We start from the raw sequence: 17,466 nt of genomic DNA, 5'->3' as shown, positions 1-17,466 counted from the left end.
GCGCGCAACGCCCTCATTGTCGTGTCCGGACACCGGACAGAAGGCGTGCGCCCAAATGACGCTTCGCCAACGCGCCGGCGCGCCATAGCTAACTCCTTGTCGGGCACAATCGCCCGAGAAGCCAACGGAGGAATGCGATGATCAAGACAGCGGCTCTAAGCCTTGCGATCCTGGCAGCCGGAACGCTGCCGACTTTGGCTGCGACTCACTACTACGTTGCACACGAAGCAAACAGTATGAAATGCAGCGTGGTTTCGAAGCGTCCCGACGGCAAGATGATGATTGCGGTCGGCGGCGCGCACAAGACCAAGGCTCTAGCGGACACGGCCATGACGTCAGCGCCGGCCTGCAAGATGTAACCGTCCCATCCGCGGCCCGAACCCGCGCCCGCCACCTGGCGGGCGCTACCGATTTGGGAAGGACACTTCCCCGCTGGCACACACCCCCAAAATCGGAAAAATTGCCTATTTTGAATTGCGGGTGAACCAATTGTGCGCCTGGGACGTAATCCTTTTGTCGTCACCGACGAAGGCAGTCCTATGAAGCGTGTTTTTCAATTGGCCGGCTTGATCGCCATGATGATCGGACTTTCGCTTGTCGCATTCGCCAGCGGTCGAATCGGGGATGCGTCGATCGTCCGTTTCCATGAGGATTGGGTCTATGTCGGCATGGCTATCACCGTCGTGGGGCTCGCCCTCACGTTTGCCCGCGCACGTTAAAGACCGGGTTCCAGAACCTCTCCCGCAAGCACTTTTTTCTCTAAGGCCAAAATGAAAAAGGCTCAGCGATTTGTCGCTAAGCCTTTGAATTCGAATGGTGGGCGTGACAGGGATTGAACCTGTGACCCCTACGATGTCAACTTTCCACTCCCCTGCGGAAAGCCCGGAACTGTGGGCGGTCTCCGGTATGTAAACGGTCGTTTTCGGCACCTAGTTGCTTTTGTGTTCCGCTTTGCAGGTTCGGTGAACCTGTAGAGCACTATGTAAAATCGCCCCTGTAATTGCTCAAGAATTTGCAGCTACAGGGCCGCCGGTTCGTAACCTGGGCGCTCCACCAGAGGGCGTCAGGTTCAAGGTTTCGGCAAGGTCTTTCAGATGCTCCGGAGAGTATCGGGCGTAGACCTTCTCAGTGATTCGGCTGTTAGAATGGCCGAGGAACTGAGCAATGCGGGTCATGCTGTGCCCGTCCTCGGCAAGCCAGACAGCGGCCGAATGCCGAAGCATATGCGGTGAGACATCATCCAGGTGCGCCGCCTTCGCAGCAGCCTTCAGCCCCTTCTTGATCGACTTCACGTTCACGCCTGCCCATTCGATGACGTAGGCCGACAGGGCCGCGTCCTTCGCCTCGAGCAGAGCTGCGCGCAATGTCGCGTTCATCGGAACCGTGGCTCGGCCCTTGCGGCGCATCCCGTCAAAGGGATTGTGCAGGTTGATCAGCCCTCGACCGAAATCCACCCGATCCCATGTTAGTTCCAGCGCTGCCGCGTTGCGGGCACCCGTCCCGATCATCAGCAGCACGGCAAGCCTGATGTGCGGCACCTTGGCGCCTTCCATCAGCCGCGCCACTTCATCGCGCTTCAGATATCCTTCCTTCGGGTCTGGCTTTGCCGGCCGCTCGACGTGCGGCGCGCGCTTGATCAGGCCATTCTTCTCCGCCCACACCAGCACCGTGCGCAAATGTCCAAGCTCGGTATGAATGGTGCCGTCCTGGATGCCGGCCTTCCGGCGGTCTTTGGTGTGTCCGCGGCAGTCATGAACCGAAACGGATTCGCCATCGATCTTGCCGAAGCGCGGGCCCAAGGCTTTCCATGTGTGTTCCATGGTGCCGACGACGGCGCGGCCGGCGCGATCGATGACGTAGGACGCCCAGAGGTCCGCTACGGACGTCCCCGTTGGTCGCGTAAGCTCTGCGTACCGAGACGCGGCGAGGCGGGATGCCTCTTTCTTGTCTGTGGTTCCAAGGCGATAACGTCGGCGGATACCGCCTGGATCGTCCCATGTGACACAGAACTCCCCTTGGAGTCTGGTAAGTCGCCACTCTGACATTCGTATTTCTCCACGTCTTCAGGTTTGATCCGGAGGAGCTTCCCGCCGAGACGGAAAGCCGGTAGCTCCCCACAAGCGATAAGCTTGCGGATATGACGTTCGGAGCATTCCCAATGCTCGGCGAGGCTGGCCGGCGTGAAAGGCTTGTTCATCGCCGTTTCTCCCCGTTATCCACAGAGTTATGCACAGCCTCGGCGATCAAGTCGTCGAAGGAACCGTGAGCCTTCGTGATCTCCTCGATCGCAGAATCCGCAAGGAGAAGGAAAGCGCAGTAGTCTTTCCCTGCCCCTTTGAAGGCTGTTTCAGCAGCCATCTTGATCGCATGAAGGTAACTGTTGGCCGCGCCGAGCGCGTCATCGATTGCAACCTCGTGCTCGCGCATCATTCTGCTCCTCTGGGGTCGTTCAGCGTCTTGAAGTTCTCGCTAATGTTCTTCTCGGCAGCTTCGGCCATATCTCGTGCGATCCAGAGGAAGGCTGCCAAGCGATCGAGTGGCTTATTGCGCTTCCCGTCTTTCTCGAAATCCAGCTCTAGAACCTTGGCAACGGCTTCATCGAGGATGTGAGTAAGATGGGTGATGTCGCTCTGAAGATCGTCTAGCGTGAAAGCGGTCTTGGCCATCAGATAGCCTCCTTCGCCAGAGGAGATGCTGCGAGCTGATCCAGCGTTTCCTTGTGAAACTCTTCGCACCAGGCGTCGAACTGGATGACGATGGAAAGGCGGCTCTGTTCGTCAGGGCCGGCCGGATCGGCTCGATCGCGAAGGGCGTCAACAATCACGCACCGCTCCCCGCCAAGAAACTCTTGCAGCTCTTCAAGATACTTCGTGGTTGGAGTGCCGCCCTTTTCCAGATGCCGCACGTACTGGTGCGCCATGTTGGTTGTCTCTTCGACGTTGTCGATGACGCGATAGAGGCGGCAGAGATCTTTGGTGGAGAAGCGGCTAGGGTTTAGCCTTGGTGCTTGCATACCGTGTCCCATGGTCATTCTCCCTCAACTGTCGAGCGGCACAGGTAGGCGTCGAGATCCTTGTCCAGCTTCGTGGCGAGGTCCTGGGCAATGGAAGTCATGTTCTGCGTGTTGAAGAGAAGCCCCTTCATTGCGGGGGTCATTCCTTCCGCCGACATATCGCTTACCATTTCAGTGGAAATGCTGATCACGGTGAGGAGCCGGCTGTAATCAGCAAGGATATCGCTTGCACTGGGAATTGCGGGCACAGCTTCGCCGGCCGACTGAATCGGGGTTTTCATTTCGGTGCTCCTGATTAGGTTTTTAGGTTGGGTGTGGGCGCCCTTACCGAATTACTCGGGCGGGTTCGCCGCCGGTATTTCGAGTGCGTATGCTTCACGCCAAACGTCGGCGTGGTAGGCTTTCACGGTGCCGTAGTTGGCATCAAAGATTTCGATTGATGGGATATCCATCTCGGTCGCGGTCTGCTTCAAGAAGCGCCAGTTGAACTCTTGGCCGTGATGAAGCATCGACATGCGCTTGATGCTGGCATATTGCCTGGAGCGATCGAGCTCCATTTCCAGCTTACGTGCCTTCTTTGTCTCTTGGCTGGCCTTGTTCATGGCGGTGGCCTCGCGCCGCGATCCGATTTGAGCCTTCGTCATCTCGGCAAGAACCCGCGCTTCCCGTTCGTCAGCCCAAGCGCGGGCCGCCGCTACTGGATCAGCGAAATTTGGCAGAGCAGGTGACGAATTCTTGTGCTCCTGCCAGTAATCTACGAGCCGAGCAGTGAACTCTGGCGACAGTTGAGCGGCTACGATGTAGCTTTCTCTCTCTCCGACCATGTACACGCTGATCATCTTCGGGCCCGAGCGAGGGTTAGAGACTTCAGCCGTTGGCGGAAGTGTGACAACGCCACGCTCTGCCAGTCGCTCGATGGAACGCCGAACGTCCGCGTGGTTCGAGTTTACAACATCAGCAATTTCGATGCTGCTCATCGTTTCCGGCATGGAGGTGAGCATATTCATCGGGCGCGCTCCATAGCCTTGACAGCGTCGAGCGCGTTGTCGGCCACAGACTTGGCTGCCAGAGCCACTGCCGAGACAGAATAACCATCCGCGCCGCCAATACCGTCGCCTACCTTGTCGAGGGCGTGGAGAAGGTCGATCACCTCGTCAAGGCTTTCGCGCAGCTGGGTGAGATTGGATGAACGGGGTGCCGGTGCCGACAACCCATCTGCCGGGCCGTGCGGCAAGTCGGTTCCCAAGATGTCGTGTATGGCCGCAACAGCTCGCGAGGCACGCACCACGCCCCGTTCAATACGGTCGACTGTCTGCTGCGATGTACCGGCCAGAGATGCCAGAGCCGCCTGCGTCATATTGCGGCTTTCGCGCGCTTGACGAATGGCTGCTCCGGTCTCGGTATCGATGCGAAGGATGTTCGCGGTCATGTTCGCTCCATCGGTTAATATGGAGCATTAATGCATCATTAAAATATGCAGGTCAACTACTATTCGTGCATTTATGCATCACATGTGTCTTCGCCTGTCCCGGGCGCGGCCGAGCATCTCGACCCGAAGCTTGTAATCAACTGGATCACGTACAGTCCAAGATACCTTTCCCAAAACGCGAAGCTCGGCCGTGTCCTCGTGGAATTCTAAAATCTCCGGAAACTGTTCGACGTTATCGAATCGAAGATAAGGCGGTTGTCCCTCTGGCACGACTAGCCGCCTTATGGAGATCTCCATGAGCGCCCCATCATCGCGCCAACGCTCGATCGCCAAGAGGTCTCCATGATCTGGTTTCTGGCCTAAAGCGCGCACTCGCAGGCATAGTGCGTATTCGCCCTTCCGCACACTCGGAGCACTGGAGTCGTCGTCGGCTAAGAGCGCAAAGGCATCCGTCGAGTTGACTTGTGGAAAGGTTAGCCAGAGAGGCGCGTGGCTCTCAAGTTTAAGGAGATGCGGGACTTTCCACACGCCGGAAGCCGTGTGACCGATGACAATCGTCATATGCCCGTCGGACGGCGTAGGATCGAACTTGCCTGGATTGCCCCAGCTTTCATCGAGTATGTCGTCGCGCTCGTAAGGCGCCATAGACATCTCGGCGAAGTCTTTAGCTTCGAAGAACGGGTTCATGTTGATCCCGGAAAACTTCATTATTTTTCCGAGGGTAGACATAGAGAGCGTGAACTTGTGCGTCGGATCATTGAGCGCGCGGGTCAATGTCGTGGACGAAAGGCCCGCCTGCTTAGCCAAGCCAGACGGTGAGAGCTTTAGCTCGTCCAGAACATAGCGAACGTATGTCTTCGCAGCGGCATCGTAAAATTTGTTGTCCGTCATAGGTTCCTCAATAGCATACATGTGCAGAAAAGCATCATGCATAAAAGCTTGAGTTATGTGCATTAATGCATTATAAACGAGGGGCTATGACAATTCACACCGACATCGAAAACATCGAAAGACGACTGCGGCTTGCCCGCATTCCTCTTCAGCGCCTCTTCCAAGAGGCAGGGATCAACGGATCGACTTGGACCCGTTGGCGCGCACAGAAGACCAGCCCGCGTTTGAATACGTGGAACGACGTTACGCGGGCTGCTGATGAATTGATCCTCAAGAAGGCTGGGGAGGGTGCCAGAGCATGACGCCCCGCACCTCCGACCAACCCGAAGAGATCCAGCGCGCTGCCCAATGGCTCGCAGATCGCAATCATCGTGGGGGTGCCCCCACCATGTTATCGCCCATCCTCCCCACCCTGAAAGCCCGCTTTGGTCTGACGGACGCTGACGCGGCCGAAGCAATCCTCCTCGCTGGCAATTACTCGGTCTGCCGGAGGGCGTTCGGATGAAGAAGCCTTCCAACTGGAAAGACATTTTCCGAGAAGGGATGTACGCCAGCCCAGAGCTGCGTACACGGAAGATCCATCGCGATCTGCTGGCCTATCTCGTGTTCAGAGCAAATCCGAACATCCGCTTATGCTGGCAAACTCAGTTAGAGATGGCCCGCATTCAAGGTTGCTCGGTTCGCAACACGAAGGATCTGCTGAATTACCTGGCCGAGATCGGCGCCATTTACGTGGTGCGGATCAAGGATCTTCCGAAGCACGATCAGGGCGTGATCCACAAGCTCACCCCTCGGAAGTTCATAGCGCATGCCAATGCCTACTTCATATGCGAGCAATGGGCCGAGGATCAGTTGTGCATTATTGAGGATGCCGCACCAGTGGAGGGTGCGATGGGAATTTCCGCTGAAGCCAAAGCAGAAGGCCGGTCAAAGGGAAATTCAAGTCGAAAGCGTTACGCGCCGATCGAGCTTGTCCCTGATATCCCGCCGTCCGATCCAAGCCACGACGACTGGCAGATCCTGAACTCTGGTGCAGGGTTATGGGGAAGTCCCACTGCACCATCAAATATGGGTTCATGGGGAAGTCCCACTACAGACATGAACTTAAAGGATTACCCAGACGAAACGTCAGCGATCCCTAACGCGCACGACGATCGCTTTGGAATTCCCCTCTCAAAAGCAGAACAAGCCGAAACCTCGCAGTCTTCGCTGTCGGTTCGGCAATCGCAGACGCCTCGCTCTGGTTACGGCGGTGGCGAAGCCATCGCAACCGATCCAAGGCCGGAGGCTTTGGCCCGCCCGGAGGGCACTGAGTATGACGCCGCGGGCGCGCGCGCGATCGACAGGAGGGTTTCATGAGCGAATGCCAGATGATCCCGTTCCCGCTGAAGGCCCGCGTCGGCAAGGTCCGTCGTTGCGCTGAAGTGCTTCAAACGACCGCTCACAAGGCAACCCGCGAATCCTATTGGTTCCGGACGGTTGCGCAGCTGCGGGCCAAGCTTGAGGAGATCGGCCTTCCTGACGAGCAGGTTCGCGAGCAGGTGAGAGGCTTCCGCACGGCTGTCGAGAACGAATGCCATCGCCGTAACGTGGTCGAGATCAAAGCGCGGAATGCGCCGGATGGTGCAGCATGACAGAATTCATCGACATCAAGCCAGGTCAGTGGGTGCTCGCCTTCCATCAGCCTTATGGACCGTATGATCGAACAATGGCCGAACTGCTGGAGAGTTATGCGCTCAAGCATTGGATGGACAGCCACTCGAAAGAGGAAGCCTTCTTCATCCTGCAGGCTCGCAAGGTCTCGCCGAAAACCTTCCTGGCCTATGGTTCCAACCGGTTCGTCGGATACGGCGAACGCATTCCGCGGGGGCATGTGATCGCCGCATGCTCGACGGAAGCGAAGGCTATTGCGCTGCGCGACAAGTTCTTCTCGATCGGCGTCGAGACTGGAGAGCTCGTCGAAAAGGAAATGTATCGCCGCATCGAGAAGTTTGCCGAGCGGAAGCGTGCGGCTGCTGAACAAAAAATCCGCCGGTTACTGCCGCTTCACTTCAGGAGCGAGCCATGAGCCTTAACCGGAAAACAAAGGCCTATCAGCGCCGCGTAAAGCAACTCGCCGACCGGATGCATTGCCCTCCATATGACAGGGCCCGCCGAGCCTACATGACGATCGACGAAATATGGGATCGATATGAGGCCGGTTCGCCTCGCTACCTGTTTGAGGACGCGCTGAACTATCTCGCTGATGATTTGCGGGACGCAGAGCAATGCTTTCTCGAAACCGCTCGTGATTACGCGACAGAAGCGGCGCGTTTCGAAAAGCTCTTGGAAGATAGCAAACGCTCAAAGTTCAAGATCGTTGGAGGTGAAGCATGATCATCATCCGAATCCTGATCGCGCGCATCAATCTACGCCGCCGCCTGAAGGAGCTGCGCCGATGAGCCAGATACTCCACGTCACCCGCACCGATGACGGGCAATACCAAGTGAGCGATGCTGGCGGCCATCTTGTTGACGGTCCCTTCGATACCAACGCCGCAGCTTGGAAAGCCCTTGAGCGCCTGGACAACAACGCGGGGCAGGTGCCTCGCCCGAAAAAGAACAAGCCTGTTCTCTGGGGCAAGCCGGAGAAGGGAAAATCGAAGAAGAAGCTCAAGCGCGAGAAGCAGATCGCTGCCCAGCAGGACAAGCAGATGAAACGCGAGGCTCACAAGGCCGTCGGCTGGGTTCGACAAATCGCGGCCGTCAAGTTCGATCCGGCTGGCGAGCGGGCCTACCGCGACCACAAGCTCGGGACGTTCGGCGCTGCGTCGGAGGTCAAACGGATCGATCCGGCCGCATATCTCGCCGAGAAGGCTGCGCGGGGTGAGCGTTGAGCCGATCGACCGTCAACATCTACAAGATTGCCAGAGAGTGCGGTGTGCGCCTCCAGGACGCTCGCCAGCACTCGCCCGCCAGCCGTAGGCCCTTTGACTGCTTCTGCAAGCCGACAGTGCGTGAAATCGGAGAGCGGTTCGGGGAGGGGCACCTACGCCTGGTGTTCAACCTTATCTGCGGATCCAAACAGAACGGCCGAGAACTCTATGCCGACGTCATGAAGGCAGTGTCTCGGCTCATCGCCAAGCACCCCGAACTCATCCGCCGACCGTCTCTGGTCGACGACTTCAATGCATTTGATCTCGGGGCCATGCGCCGCGGGGCGAAGAACATGCGATGCGATGTCCCGACAAGCGATGTGTTGCTCGTGCTGCTGTCGATCAGATTCGGCCTCGTGACTGACAATGAACTGAACCTAGCAGGAGAAGCGGCATGAAATTCAGCGATTGGACGGCAAAGGACGTCGAGGAACGGATATTGGAGATGGCTGAAACGTTGAGGCGTATGCCGGCAGCGCGGGGCCCGAAGGCTTTCGGGAGTGCCATGCCCGAGACCGTCAGGAGCGTTTCAGAGGCGTTCGGCTATCAGCCAGCCAGATATCGGCAAACCGCGTCGGCGGGCGCCCTGGGGCGCATGGAGGGGGTATTCGGGTGGATCAACGCCCTGTCGGATGAGAACGAGCGCAAGCTGATTTACGCTTGGTCCTGGGTGAAGGTCCGAAAAGGCGTCACCATCGCCCGATTTGCGGAAGAAAATCTCCTCAATGAGCGAACTCTTCGCCGCGCTATAACCGCTATCTGCCAAAGCATCGCGGACATCCTCAACCAAAAAGGCCAGTTTCGGCTTGGTGGGGCGGATTTACAGGTGTCCGAAACACAGGCAGATATCACGTCAACAACGGTATCGTCCGAAAAGTGCGTCACACACTGGCGCGATTCGGACGCTAAGCCGCACATCGACCCTGCTCTCGCACCCCTGAGAGTAATCGAAACCCGGCAAGCCCGGGCGCGGTGAAGTTCAAGGCCAACAGCGGCGCGAACGTGAAGCGCGACGACGGGAAAAGCTACAGGCCGCATAGAAGCACGCATATTTCGAGCGCCGTTTTGTAAACCACCACAGCCCGCCCGGTTCGCCGAGGCGGGCTTTCTCGTTCCCGATCCCGACAGATCAAGACGTTGCGCAACGGGCGGGCGGGATGTCGGTCCCGCTCGTCCATCCTTCCGACAAAGGACATCGATATGAGCTATCTCAGCTGGGGTGATAACGATCACCGCTTCGGACCCTTCCTGTTTGCCCGCGACCGATCCTACAAGCGCCTTGAGATGGTGCTCGACAGCGGCAAGGGCGGCGGCAATCGTCTTCGGTTCGGTTTCTACGGGGTGACCTTCATCATCGCGCTGCCGCGCATCATCAAGCCCTATGTCGGCTGGGTCGATCTAAGCGGGAGAGACTGGGCGAAACCGGGACCCGATGGGCGCCAAGGCTACGAGGAAGTCGATGAGCGCAGCTACGGCTTCACTGTCTTCGAGGGCCACATGTCCGTCAAGCTCGGCCGGCAGACGATGGACAGCAGCACGACACAATCGTGGGGGTGCTTCCTGCCATGGACGAATTGGCGATATGTCCGCAAGTCTTGGTACGGGCTGGATGGCGAGCATCTCCGCACCGACTGGGAAAGCAAGGATCGAGAAGTCCGCTTCGCAGCCTTCCGGGTCCAGCGTGAATTCGAAGAGACGATGCCCAAAGCCGTATTCGCCTTCAAGGACTACGACGGAGAGGAATTGACCGCGACGACACATATCGTCGAGGCAGAGCATCGCTTTGGTACCGGCTACTTCAAGTGGCTGTCTCTCTTTCGCCCGCGCAGGATCCGTCGATCTCTTGACATTCAGTTCAGCGGCGAGACCGGTAAGCGCAAGGGCTCGTGGAAGGGCGGCACCATCGGCCACGCGATCAACATGGAGCGCGGCGAGCTACACGAGGCTGCCTTCCGTCGCTACTGCGCGCAGAACAACATGACATTCGTAGGCACAGCGCCATGATCCGCCGCATCATCATCCTCTCCCTCATCACCATAGGCGCGGTAATCGCTGCGCACTTCCTGTCTGGGTGCCAAGGGTACCAACCACCGGGGCAGGATCTGTGGCTCGCGCTGCCGAGGAAGTAACAACCCAACCAAGGAGACTGAAATGGAAACGGTGAACCTCTCCACGTTCAACGGCTTCAAGGTCGAAGTCGTGCCTGCCGGCACAAAGCTGCGCGGCATCCTGGGCAAGCAGCCGGAAGTAACGATCGACGACCGCACCATCGGTGTAGGTGGCAACCGCCTCTACATGACCGAGACCATCTGGGATCGCCTTAAGGGCGCCACTGCTGATGATCCGGCTGATGTGAAGGTAGAAGACAGCACCGTCGACGCCGAGCCGTCCGACGGCGTTGAGAAGACAGCACCGAAGAAAACCCCGGAACGCAAGAAGGCGGCCGAGAAGTAGGTCTCCTCAATTTGTGGACACCTCCATAGCCCTGCCGCGGGCCAAGCGGTTTTACCTTTTCAAGGTGACCCCGTGACAGCTTCCAGCCTCAATGCGCAGCAGCTTCGGTTCGTGCAGGAATACCTGCTTGACCTGAACGCCACACAGGCGGCCGTCAGGGCAGGCTACAGCGCGAAGACGGCCCACTCGCAGGGTCAGCGCCTGTTGAAGCATGTTGAAGTTCAGGCGGCCATTGCTGACGCTCAATACAAACGGGCCAAGAAGACGGAAACTGACGCAGCCTTCGTCCTCAAGCGTCTAGCTGAAGAGGTATCAGCCGACGTGGCCGATCTCTACGACGACGAAGGCCGGATGCTTCCGATCAAGCAATGGCCGCTGATCTGGCGGCAAGGCCTGATCGCAGGGATCGACATCGCTGAAGAGACCGGGGACGACGGGAAGACGAAGGTCACCGTCCGCAAGGTCCGCATGTCCGACCGCATCAAGCGGCTTGAACTGCTCGGCAAGCATATCTCGGTCAACGCCTTCCGTGACCAGGTTGGCCATGGAGATCCGGACGGCAACCCGCTTCCGGCTCCTGTGGTCGACGAACTGTCGAAGAACGACATAGCGCGCCGTGTGGCGTTCCTTCTTGCTCAGGGGCTCAACAGTGCAGCTAAGTGAGGTTCTGGCCGCCCTTGACGCTCTCCAGCCCGAAGCGCGGCAGGAGATTATCGATCAGGCCATGAAGTCCAGCGACGGCCGGTACATGATCCCGAACCCAGGCCCACAGACCGACGCATGGTTCTCGGAAGCCGATGAGACCTTCTACGGCGGTGCTGCAGGCGGGGGGAAGACAGCGCTCCTTTGCGGAATGGCCCTTGAAGAGTACCAGCCGGCGCTGATCCTTCGCCGCCAGGCCACTCAGATCAAGGGCATCGAAGACGAGATCGCACGCATGCTCGGCAGTCGTGCCGGGTACAACAGTCAGTCGCACGTCTGGCGCCTTCCTAAGGGCGGCAAGATCGAACTGGGCGGCGTGCCGAACGAAGCGGACAAGGAGAAGTATCAGGGCCGGCCGCATAGGCTGAAGGGCTTCGACGAGATTACACAGTTCTCCGAGAGCATGTATCGCTACATTATCGGCTGGCTTCGCGATGCTGACGGCGCTCGCTGCCGGGTGCTGGCAACAGGCAACCCACCAACCTCCGCTGAAGGGATGTGGGTCATCAGGTACTGGGCACCATGGCTTGATAAGTCACACCCCAACCCGGCCAAGTCTGGCGAGCTTCGTTGGTTCACGACGGTCGACGGCGAGGACATGGAGGTTGACGGCCCGGGACCGCACGAGATCAACGGCGAGCAGGTCACCGCTCGATCGAGAACGTTCATTCAGTCGAAGCTCGAAGACAATCCAGACCTGATGGCAACGGGCTATAGCTCCACGCTTGAGGCTCTTCCGAAAGAGCTTCGCGACCGTATGCGCCACGGCCTGTTCAACGTGCAGACTGAAGACGCGCCGGGGCAGGTGATCCCGTCGAAGTGGATCCAGCTTGCGATGGCTCGCTGGACGGATCGCCCGCCGGAAGACGTGCCAATGACCGCAGTCGCTTGCGATGTGGCGCAAGGCGGCAAGGACAAGACACAGATCCAGAGCCGCCACAGCTGGTGGTATTCGCGATTTGACAGTCACCCAGGCAAAGACACGCCGGATGGCCCTACAGTTGCAGGCCTGATCATCAAGCAGATGCGGGACCGCTGCCGGGTGGTTGTCGATGCTGGCGGCGGCTACGGCGGGGACACCCTGACGCAGCTCGCACACGCCGATGTCGATTGCTACGGGTTCAAGGGTGGGTCCGGTTCGGCCTCGACGACACGCGAGGGCATGTACGGGTTCAAAAACCTGCGCAGCCAGGTCGTGTGGCAGTTCCGTGAACAGCTGGACCCTGAATACGGATCGCAGATCGCGCTTCCGCCTGATCCAGAGCTTGAGGCTGATCTATCCGCCTTCCGCTACGAGGTCAGGGCAAGTGGCGGCGGCGAGGAAATCGTCGTCCTGCCAAAGGAAGAGATGAAGGAAATGCTCGGCCGCTCGCCTGACAAGGGCGACACGACGGTCATGCTTTCCGCTTCGACACTGGGTGGCCTCAAGCGCCCGAAGGCAGCGCAGGAGCGTCGGGACGAGAAAGCCCGTCGCCTGCAGTCTGTCACGTCCAACAGCGCCATGAAGGCCAGACTAAGAGGAAAACGCTAATGGGTGGACTGCTAGGCGGTGGGAAGCAACAGAAGGTGGAGTATCCTGACCCGGAGCCACCGGCCACGATGCCAGATCCCGATGATCCGTTGGCAAAGCGCACGCGCCGCAAGACGGCCGGCGCCATCGCCACAACCAGCAGCTCGACTGCCGACAAGCTGGCAACCGTTCCCGGCACGATTGGCCGCGAATTCTCCCGTTCAACCCTTGGGGCAAACTGATGAGTGATCAAGCGGGCCGCGACCTGATGGCGATGGACTCGCGCATGTTCTCGTCCAAGGGAACGCTCGACAGCCTCCACCAGGAGATTGCCGAGTATTTCTACTGCGAGCGGGCGAACTTCACGCAGGATATCAGCCTCGGGCAGGAATTCGCCTCGCACCTGACCGACTTCTATCCGACGCTGGTGCGCCGCGAACTGGGTGACCAGATCGGCGCCATGGTCAGGCCTTCGGATCGCCAGTGGTTCAAGGAAGCGGCCTCGAACGAGAGCATCTCTCGCGATCGGGAGGCTGCTGGCTTCCTGGAATTCATGACAGACGTCAATCGAGCGATCCTTTATTCGAAAGACAGCGGCTATCGACGCGCCGCGAGCGAGGTCGAGCACGACTTTTCCGCCTTCGGCATGGGCTGGATGCAGGTCAGCTACAACAAGAAGCGCGATAACCTGCTGTTCCGATGCCACCACCCGAAGAAGATGGCAGGGTGTGAAGGCCCCGACGGCCAGGTCAACCACGTCCACCGCAAGGAAGACATGACCGCGCACGTGATGGCCTACCATTTCGGCGAGGCCAAGCTGCCGCAGCCGGTGAAGAACGCGCTCAAGGAGAAGGACGAGAAGACCACCTGGAAGGTCCGACATGTCTTCATCCCGCTCGACAAATACGACCCGTACAAGAAGTTTCCGAAGGGAGCGAAGTGGGCCGACCTCTACGTGATGGAGGATGGCACGATCCTTCAGGAGACGCCGGCATTCACCTTCGATTACGTCGTGCCAAGGTGGAAGACAGTCAGCGGCAACTTCTATGCCTTCAGCCCTGCCACCATCATTGCCCTGCCTCAGGCTCGCATGATCCAGCGCATGATGCTGACCATCATCGAGGCGGGCGAGAAGCAGGTCGATCCGCCGATGATTGCCACGCAGGATGCCGTGCTGTCGCCGATCGATCTCTCGTCCAACGGCGTGACCTACATCGATAGCGAGTATGACGAGCGACTTGGTGCTGCGCTGCGGGCTGTCGATCTCGGCAAGAATACCGGCCTCGGCGTTGACCTGATCAATGATGCCCGCGCTCGCCTCGCTGACGCCTTCTACATCAACAAGCTTCAGCCGCTTGCTTCTGCGCAGCGCCAGAAGACAGCCTATGAAACCTCGCAGTTGGTGTCTGAGTACATCCGCAACGCGCTGCCTTTGTTCGACCCGATCGAGGACGAATGGACAGGCCAGACGCTGGACTTGGTCACCGAGAAGGTCATGCGCGCTGGCGGCTACGGTCAGGTCGATCGCAGCGGCATTCCGGTTGATATGCCTGACATCCTGCTCGGCCAGAACATAACCCACGAGTTCAACAACAGCCTGAAGGAAGCCAGAGACCAGCAGGTGATCAACGGCTTCCAGCAGAGCGGCGCCCTTCTTCAGGCGGGCATGGTTTTCGATCCGACCCTCCGGACGGACGTCGATATCCGGAAATCCTTCCGTGACGCGTTCGGTGTGGTGCCTGGCAATCGGGCCGACTGGCTTGTCGATGAGAAGCAGGCGGAAGCGGCTCGCCAGCAGATGCAGCAGCAGATGGCACAGCAGCAGCAGCTTCAGGACGCCGGCAACGTCGCCGATGTCGCCGGTCGAGCAGGGCAGGCTGCGCAGGAAGTGCAGGGGGCGATGAATGGCTAAGCGAGCTTATCGCCCTTGGTACCCGGTCAAGGTCAACGCGGACAACTCTCAGCCTGCCCATGACCTCGAAATCCGCAAGGCCGACTGCGTTGCCCTTCAGGCCTTCGCTGCAGGTATTGCGACTGAAGACCAGCAGAAGCGCGCGTTCGCTGCGATCCAGCACATATGCGGCGCCAATGACCTGGAATACCTGCCAGCCGAGCATGGCGGGGAGCGCGACAGTGCGTTCAAAAGCGGGAAGCGGCACATAGCCCTGCAGCTCCGCAAGCTTGTTTCTTTCCCTTTAGATTTGTTGACAGGTGAAAAAGATGGCTGATGAAAACAATGCCGGTGGTGAAGTAGATCCGAACGCAGGCGGTGCCGGTGGTGGTGCCGGCGGAGAAGGTGGTGCAGGCGCAGGTGCTGGTAAAGCAGGCGGCGAAGGCGGAAACGGCTCAGACGGTGGTGGTGCCGGCGGCGCTGGCGCTGGTGGTGCTGATGGTGCCGAGCTTCAGGCCTTCCGTGAAAAGCTGGCCGGTGGTGACCCAGCCATCGCCAAGCAGCTCGAGCGTTACAAGTCGATCGATGCCATTTCTCGCGGCTTCCGCGAGGCCTACCAGACCGCGAAGACGGCAGGCAAGGCCACGGCGCTGACGGACAAGTCCACGCCCGAAGAGGTGAAAGCCTTCCGTGCGGCTAACGGCATCCCTGACGATGCTGCGGCCTATCCCGGCGACTTCCGCGAGGGCTTCAAGCCCAGCGATGAGGACAAGGCCATCCTCGGGGATTTCAAGTCGGCCATGCATGCCAAGAACGTTCCTCCAGGCGCTGCCGCCGCTGCACTGGATTGGTATCAGGACTTCGCCACCGCCCAGCAACAGCAGCTTGACGGCAACTTAGCGAAGGTCGCCAAGGAAACGCAGGCTTCCCTTCGCAACGAATGGGGCGGCGAGTACGACGGCAATATCGCAGCAGCCGAACAGCTGATGACGACGCACCTCGGCGCTGAAGGCTTTCAGCGGATGATGGGCCTCCGTATGACGGACGGCTCCCGGCTGCAGGACGATGCCGAGTTCGTAAAGATGATGGCGCAGATCGGTGCCGACTACTACGGCGGCACGGCCATCCTGACAGGCGATGTGGAAACCACCGCTCGCACCGTTCAGGAGAAGATCGACGAGCTTCTGGAGCTTCGGCAGAAGGATCCAGCGAAATACAAGAGCGACGACGTTCAGCAGAAGATTACCTCGCTGTACGCCCAGCGCGACAAGATCAACGCCCGCAAGGGCTGATTACCTCCCGCGGCATCCCGGCAACGGCCCCGCAAGACTACTCGAAACTGAAAAGATGATGTGACGCCCCGTTCAAAGCGACGGCGCGGCCCCTTGGCATGTCCAAGGCACCCCGCACCTGCAGCGATCGGCACCCTGATCTCGTCTGAAATCAACCTCCCAAGCATCAACACGAAAGGTTTTTGTCGATGCCTTACGCAATCACAAAAGACCAGTACCGTGATGAGTGGGTCGTCGCATTTCAGCGCGGCGAAACCTACCTCAAGGACTCGGTCACCCGCGAAATCATGATCTCCGGCCTCAATGCAAAGTTCGCTTTGCAGGGCGCCGCCGGCCGCATGACTGAACGCGGTACCAACGGCCTCATTCCTTCCCGCAATCGCACGGACACGCAGCCGACGATCACGCTGAAGGAAAAGCACTCGAAGGAAACCCAGACCGGTTTCAACGTCTTCACCGCTCCCGCGAACCTCCGCGAAGCGATGCAGAATGCAGGTGCTCTCACGGCCTCCCGCGAAGTCGACTACACCATCACCGACGCACTCGCGACGGCGACGAACGTCTATGCGGGTGGTACCGCGCAGACGCTGACCTATGGCAAGGTCGTCGATGAGCTTTCCGCGCTCTGGCAGAACAACGTCATGCCTGGCGCTGAAATCACCTGCCTGTGGACGCCGAAGGCATGGGCTCGCCTGCTCACCTTCAACCAGTTCCTGTCTGCCGACTATGTCGACGCCAAGCCGCTCGCCGGCCTCGCGCTCGATCGTCCGAAGATGTGGCTGGGCGCGAAGCACATCATGCACACTGGACTGCCGGGAATGGGAACTGCCACGGCGTCCAACTTCATCTTCGCCAAGCCTGCGGTTGGTTACGCCATCGCATCTGGCGATATCCAGGTCGAGTCTGGCTACAACGGCGAGGACGACTACAGCTGGGATCGTGCGACCCTCTACGACGGCGCCACGATCCTGCAGCAGGCCGGTGTCCTCAAGGTGGTCACCGACGACACCGCTGCATTCACGTAAGGAGGCCTTGAACCATGGCTTATGAAACCGCAGGCTTCAAACTCCTGACCGATGGTCTTTCCGGCCCCAGCACCATGAAGACATGGCTGCTGGATTCGGTGGACGCCATCGCCACCGTCAACACTACTAACTACGTGTCGGACGGTTACAAGAAGGGCGCCCGCCAGGGCGATCTCGTCTGGGTTCGCACCAAGACGACGACGATTGGCGGCCCGACCACGGCGGTTAACCTGTGCTTCGTCATCGATGAGGCCACCGGCTCTGACGGCCTGGGCATCGACTTGACCGACGGTCTCGTCGTGACGCCGACCGATACCGACTAAACACCGGTATCCTTCGGGAGGT

Annotated in this window: 28 protein-coding genes and 1 pseudogene; 20 read left to right on the top strand and 9 right to left on the bottom strand. The window is 59.2% G+C overall.

The features are described from left to right. The first annotated feature begins 137 nt into the window (after positions 1–137). Together ASE04_RS20310 and ASE04_RS20305 are read left to right on the top strand one after the other, a co-directional pair. Positions 138–359 (top strand): hypothetical protein, encoded by a 222-nt coding sequence (locus ASE04_RS20310; protein WP_056821095.1) that lies wholly within the window; start codon positions 138–140, stop codon positions 357–359. Positions 360–539: 180 nt separating this feature from the next. Further along, a complete protein-coding gene (locus tag ASE04_RS20305; protein WP_056821093.1) occupies positions 540–719 on the top strand; it encodes a hypothetical protein in 180 nt (59 codons plus the stop codon). 285 nt (positions 720–1,004) lie between these two features. Here ASE04_RS20305 and ASE04_RS20300 read toward each other — a convergent pair whose 3' ends face one another. From ASE04_RS20300 to ASE04_RS20265, 9 genes and pseudogenes are all read right to left on the bottom strand, one after another. Continuing rightward, positions 1,005–2,045: a tyrosine-type recombinase/integrase gene (locus ASE04_RS20300; protein ID WP_056821091.1), complete on the bottom strand. Its 1,041-nt coding sequence runs from the start codon at positions 2,043–2,045 to the stop codon at positions 1,005–1,007. A 14-nt stretch (positions 2,046–2,059) separates the two neighbouring features. After that, a pseudogene (locus tag ASE04_RS32270) lies at positions 2,060–2,197 on the bottom strand (helix-turn-helix domain-containing protein); the annotation flags it as partial. Beyond that, positions 2,194–2,427 carry a hypothetical protein gene (locus tag ASE04_RS20295; protein ID WP_056821088.1) on the bottom strand — a complete coding sequence of 78 codons (234 nt, stop codon included), beginning with the start codon at positions 2,425–2,427 and terminating at the stop codon, positions 2,194–2,196. The gene ASE04_RS20295 and the pseudogene ASE04_RS32270, both read right to left, overlap by 4 nt. Further along, positions 2,427–2,666 (bottom strand): hypothetical protein, encoded by a 240-nt coding sequence (locus tag ASE04_RS20290; RefSeq protein ID WP_056821086.1) that lies wholly within the window; start codon positions 2,664–2,666, stop codon positions 2,427–2,429. Before ASE04_RS20290 ends, ASE04_RS20295 begins: the two co-directional genes overlap by 1 nt. Then, the gene (locus ASE04_RS20285) at positions 2,666–3,025 is read right to left on the bottom strand and encodes a hypothetical protein (RefSeq protein WP_056821082.1); all 360 of its coding nucleotides are present in this window, start codon (positions 3,023–3,025) and stop codon (positions 2,666–2,668) included. Before ASE04_RS20285 ends, ASE04_RS20290 begins: the two co-directional genes overlap by 1 nt. A gap of 2 nt (positions 3,026–3,027) precedes the next feature. Then, the gene (locus ASE04_RS20280) at positions 3,028–3,294 is read right to left on the bottom strand and encodes a hypothetical protein (RefSeq protein WP_056821077.1); all 267 of its coding nucleotides are present in this window, start codon (positions 3,292–3,294) and stop codon (positions 3,028–3,030) included. A gap of 51 nt (positions 3,295–3,345) precedes the next feature. Then, positions 3,346–4,020 carry a Rha family transcriptional regulator gene (locus ASE04_RS20275; protein ID WP_056821072.1) on the bottom strand — a complete coding sequence of 225 codons (675 nt, stop codon included), beginning with the start codon at positions 4,018–4,020 and terminating at the stop codon, positions 3,346–3,348. Beyond that, entirely contained in the window at positions 4,017–4,442 is a 426-nt protein-coding gene (locus ASE04_RS20270; RefSeq protein ID WP_056821070.1) for a helix-turn-helix domain-containing protein, read from the bottom strand. The genes ASE04_RS20275 and ASE04_RS20270 overlap by 4 nt, the downstream gene beginning before the upstream one ends. Before the next feature lie 78 nt (positions 4,443–4,520). Continuing rightward, on the bottom strand, positions 4,521–5,333 hold the full coding sequence (locus ASE04_RS20265) for a hypothetical protein (protein ID WP_056821068.1): 813 nt from the start codon (positions 5,331–5,333) through the stop codon (positions 4,521–4,523). Between the two features lie 86 nt (positions 5,334–5,419). On the opposite strand from ASE04_RS20265, the gene ASE04_RS20260 reads away from it, so the two are divergent. From ASE04_RS20260 to ASE04_RS20170, 18 genes are all read left to right on the top strand, one after another. Then, on the top strand, positions 5,420–5,635 hold the full coding sequence (locus ASE04_RS20260) for a hypothetical protein (protein ID WP_056821066.1): 216 nt from the start codon (positions 5,420–5,422) through the stop codon (positions 5,633–5,635). Between the two features lie 199 nt (positions 5,636–5,834). Continuing rightward, positions 5,835–6,692, top strand: a complete 858-nt coding sequence (locus ASE04_RS20250; RefSeq protein ID WP_056821062.1) for a hypothetical protein — start codon at positions 5,835–5,837, stop codon at positions 6,690–6,692. After that, a complete protein-coding gene (locus ASE04_RS20245) occupies positions 6,689–6,967 on the top strand; it encodes a DUF6074 family protein (protein ID WP_056821061.1) in 279 nt (92 codons plus the stop codon). The genes ASE04_RS20250 and ASE04_RS20245 overlap by 4 nt, the downstream gene beginning before the upstream one ends. After that, complete coding sequence (locus ASE04_RS20240) at positions 6,964–7,401, top strand: hypothetical protein (protein ID WP_200960749.1); 438 nt, start codon at positions 6,964–6,966, stop codon at positions 7,399–7,401. The genes ASE04_RS20245 and ASE04_RS20240 overlap by 4 nt, the downstream gene beginning before the upstream one ends. A gap of 95 nt (positions 7,402–7,496) precedes the next feature. Continuing rightward, positions 7,497–7,709: a hypothetical protein gene (locus ASE04_RS20235; protein ID WP_156408847.1), complete on the top strand. Its 213-nt coding sequence runs from the start codon at positions 7,497–7,499 to the stop codon at positions 7,707–7,709. A gap of 61 nt (positions 7,710–7,770) precedes the next feature. Then, the gene (locus tag ASE04_RS20230; RefSeq protein WP_156408846.1) at positions 7,771–8,208 is read left to right on the top strand and encodes a hypothetical protein; all 438 of its coding nucleotides are present in this window, start codon (positions 7,771–7,773) and stop codon (positions 8,206–8,208) included. Then, positions 8,205–8,645 (top strand): hypothetical protein, encoded by a 441-nt coding sequence (locus ASE04_RS20225; protein ID WP_056821054.1) that lies wholly within the window; start codon positions 8,205–8,207, stop codon positions 8,643–8,645. Before ASE04_RS20230 ends, ASE04_RS20225 begins: the two co-directional genes overlap by 4 nt. A 47-nt stretch (positions 8,646–8,692) precedes the next feature. Beyond that, positions 8,693–9,223: a DUF6362 family protein gene (locus tag ASE04_RS20220; RefSeq protein ID WP_156408845.1), complete on the top strand. Its 531-nt coding sequence runs from the start codon at positions 8,693–8,695 to the stop codon at positions 9,221–9,223. A gap of 224 nt (positions 9,224–9,447) precedes the next feature. Further along, on the top strand, positions 9,448–10,251 hold the full coding sequence (locus ASE04_RS20215; RefSeq protein WP_056821051.1) for a hypothetical protein: 804 nt from the start codon (positions 9,448–9,450) through the stop codon (positions 10,249–10,251). Positions 10,252–10,398: 147 nt separating this feature from the next. Beyond that, entirely contained in the window at positions 10,399–10,701 is a 303-nt protein-coding gene (locus tag ASE04_RS20210) for a hypothetical protein (RefSeq protein WP_056821049.1), read from the top strand. 72 nt (positions 10,702–10,773) lie between these two features. Next, entirely contained in the window at positions 10,774–11,364 is a 591-nt protein-coding gene (locus tag ASE04_RS20205) for a terminase small subunit (RefSeq protein ID WP_056821048.1), read from the top strand. Next, on the top strand, positions 11,351–12,934 hold the full coding sequence (locus ASE04_RS20200; RefSeq protein ID WP_056821046.1) for a terminase family protein: 1,584 nt from the start codon (positions 11,351–11,353) through the stop codon (positions 12,932–12,934). Before ASE04_RS20205 ends, ASE04_RS20200 begins: the two co-directional genes overlap by 14 nt. Further along, on the top strand, positions 12,934–13,155 hold the full coding sequence (locus ASE04_RS20195; protein WP_056821044.1) for a hypothetical protein: 222 nt from the start codon (positions 12,934–12,936) through the stop codon (positions 13,153–13,155). Before ASE04_RS20200 ends, ASE04_RS20195 begins: the two co-directional genes overlap by 1 nt. Beyond that, positions 13,155–14,825 carry a portal protein gene (locus tag ASE04_RS20190; RefSeq protein ID WP_056821043.1) on the top strand — a complete coding sequence of 557 codons (1,671 nt, stop codon included), beginning with the start codon at positions 13,155–13,157 and terminating at the stop codon, positions 14,823–14,825. The genes ASE04_RS20195 and ASE04_RS20190 overlap by 1 nt, the downstream gene beginning before the upstream one ends. After that, positions 14,818–15,141, top strand: coding sequence for a hypothetical protein (locus tag ASE04_RS20185; RefSeq protein WP_056821041.1), 324 nt, complete (start codon positions 14,818–14,820; stop codon positions 15,139–15,141). The genes ASE04_RS20190 and ASE04_RS20185 overlap by 8 nt, the downstream gene beginning before the upstream one ends. After that, positions 15,134–16,096, top strand: a complete 963-nt coding sequence (locus ASE04_RS20180) for a hypothetical protein (protein ID WP_244490461.1) — start codon at positions 15,134–15,136, stop codon at positions 16,094–16,096. Before ASE04_RS20185 ends, ASE04_RS20180 begins: the two co-directional genes overlap by 8 nt. Before the next feature lie 188 nt (positions 16,097–16,284). Further along, positions 16,285–17,121, top strand: coding sequence for a phage capsid protein (locus ASE04_RS20175; protein ID WP_056821497.1), 837 nt, complete (start codon positions 16,285–16,287; stop codon positions 17,119–17,121). 14 nt (positions 17,122–17,135) lie between these two features. Then, positions 17,136–17,444: a hypothetical protein gene (locus ASE04_RS20170; RefSeq protein WP_056821039.1), complete on the top strand. Its 309-nt coding sequence runs from the start codon at positions 17,136–17,138 to the stop codon at positions 17,442–17,444. Positions 17,445–17,466: the final 22 nt, after the last annotated feature.

Origin of the sequence: Rhizobium sp. Root708, from assembly GCF_001429725.1 — a bacterium.
Taxonomy (GTDB): domain Bacteria; phylum Pseudomonadota; class Alphaproteobacteria; order Rhizobiales; family Rhizobiaceae; genus Rhizobium.
Note: the sequence above shows the minus strand (reverse complement) of the source record. Positions and strands in the feature narration are given on the sequence as shown.

What these genes read in the sequence shown, in the direction of transcription:
- ASE04_RS20310 (WP_056821095.1), top strand. Translation starts at nt 138, where the DNA reads ATGATCAAGACAGCGGCTCTAAGCCTTGCGATCCTGGCAGCCGGAACG.
- ASE04_RS20305 (WP_056821093.1), top strand. Translation starts at nt 540, where the DNA reads ATGAAGCGTGTTTTTCAATTGGCCGGCTTGATCGCCATGATGATCGGA.
- ASE04_RS20300 (WP_056821091.1), bottom strand. Translation starts at nt 2,045, where the DNA reads ATGTCAGAGTGGCGACTTACCAGACTCCAAGGGGAGTTCTGTGTCACA.
- ASE04_RS20295 (WP_056821088.1), bottom strand. Translation starts at nt 2,427, where the DNA reads ATGCGCGAGCACGAGGTTGCAATCGATGACGCGCTCGGCGCGGCCAAC.
- ASE04_RS20290 (WP_056821086.1), bottom strand. Translation starts at nt 2,666, where the DNA reads ATGGCCAAGACCGCTTTCACGCTAGACGATCTTCAGAGCGACATCACC.
- ASE04_RS20285 (WP_056821082.1), bottom strand. Translation starts at nt 3,025, where the DNA reads ATGGGACACGGTATGCAAGCACCAAGGCTAAACCCTAGCCGCTTCTCC.
- ASE04_RS20280 (WP_056821077.1), bottom strand. Translation starts at nt 3,294, where the DNA reads ATGAAAACCCCGATTCAGTCGGCCGGCGAAGCTGTGCCCGCAATTCCC.
- ASE04_RS20275 (WP_056821072.1), bottom strand. Translation starts at nt 4,020, where the DNA reads ATGAATATGCTCACCTCCATGCCGGAAACGATGAGCAGCATCGAAATT.
- ASE04_RS20270 (WP_056821070.1), bottom strand. Translation starts at nt 4,442, where the DNA reads ATGACCGCGAACATCCTTCGCATCGATACCGAGACCGGAGCAGCCATT.
- ASE04_RS20265 (WP_056821068.1), bottom strand. Translation starts at nt 5,333, where the DNA reads ATGACGGACAACAAATTTTACGATGCCGCTGCGAAGACATACGTTCGC.
- ASE04_RS20260 (WP_056821066.1), top strand. Translation starts at nt 5,420, where the DNA reads ATGACAATTCACACCGACATCGAAAACATCGAAAGACGACTGCGGCTT.
- ASE04_RS20250 (WP_056821062.1), top strand. Translation starts at nt 5,835, where the DNA reads ATGAAGAAGCCTTCCAACTGGAAAGACATTTTCCGAGAAGGGATGTAC.
- ASE04_RS20245 (WP_056821061.1), top strand. Translation starts at nt 6,689, where the DNA reads ATGAGCGAATGCCAGATGATCCCGTTCCCGCTGAAGGCCCGCGTCGGC.
- ASE04_RS20240 (WP_200960749.1), top strand. Translation starts at nt 6,964, where the DNA reads ATGACAGAATTCATCGACATCAAGCCAGGTCAGTGGGTGCTCGCCTTC.
- ASE04_RS20235 (WP_156408847.1), top strand. Translation starts at nt 7,497, where the DNA reads ATGACGATCGACGAAATATGGGATCGATATGAGGCCGGTTCGCCTCGC.
- ASE04_RS20230 (WP_156408846.1), top strand. Translation starts at nt 7,771, where the DNA reads ATGAGCCAGATACTCCACGTCACCCGCACCGATGACGGGCAATACCAA.
- ASE04_RS20220 (WP_156408845.1), top strand. Translation starts at nt 8,693, where the DNA reads ATGGCTGAAACGTTGAGGCGTATGCCGGCAGCGCGGGGCCCGAAGGCT.
- ASE04_RS20215 (WP_056821051.1), top strand. Translation starts at nt 9,448, where the DNA reads ATGAGCTATCTCAGCTGGGGTGATAACGATCACCGCTTCGGACCCTTC.
- ASE04_RS20210 (WP_056821049.1), top strand. Translation starts at nt 10,399, where the DNA reads ATGGAAACGGTGAACCTCTCCACGTTCAACGGCTTCAAGGTCGAAGTC.
- ASE04_RS20195 (WP_056821044.1), top strand. Translation starts at nt 12,934, where the DNA reads ATGGGTGGACTGCTAGGCGGTGGGAAGCAACAGAAGGTGGAGTATCCT.
- ASE04_RS20190 (WP_056821043.1), top strand. Translation starts at nt 13,155, where the DNA reads ATGAGTGATCAAGCGGGCCGCGACCTGATGGCGATGGACTCGCGCATG.
- ASE04_RS20185 (WP_056821041.1), top strand. Translation starts at nt 14,818, where the DNA reads ATGGCTAAGCGAGCTTATCGCCCTTGGTACCCGGTCAAGGTCAACGCG.
- ASE04_RS20180 (WP_244490461.1), top strand. Translation starts at nt 15,134, where the DNA reads ATGGCTGATGAAAACAATGCCGGTGGTGAAGTAGATCCGAACGCAGGC.
- ASE04_RS20175 (WP_056821497.1), top strand. Translation starts at nt 16,285, where the DNA reads ATGCCTTACGCAATCACAAAAGACCAGTACCGTGATGAGTGGGTCGTC.
- ASE04_RS20170 (WP_056821039.1), top strand. Translation starts at nt 17,136, where the DNA reads ATGGCTTATGAAACCGCAGGCTTCAAACTCCTGACCGATGGTCTTTCC.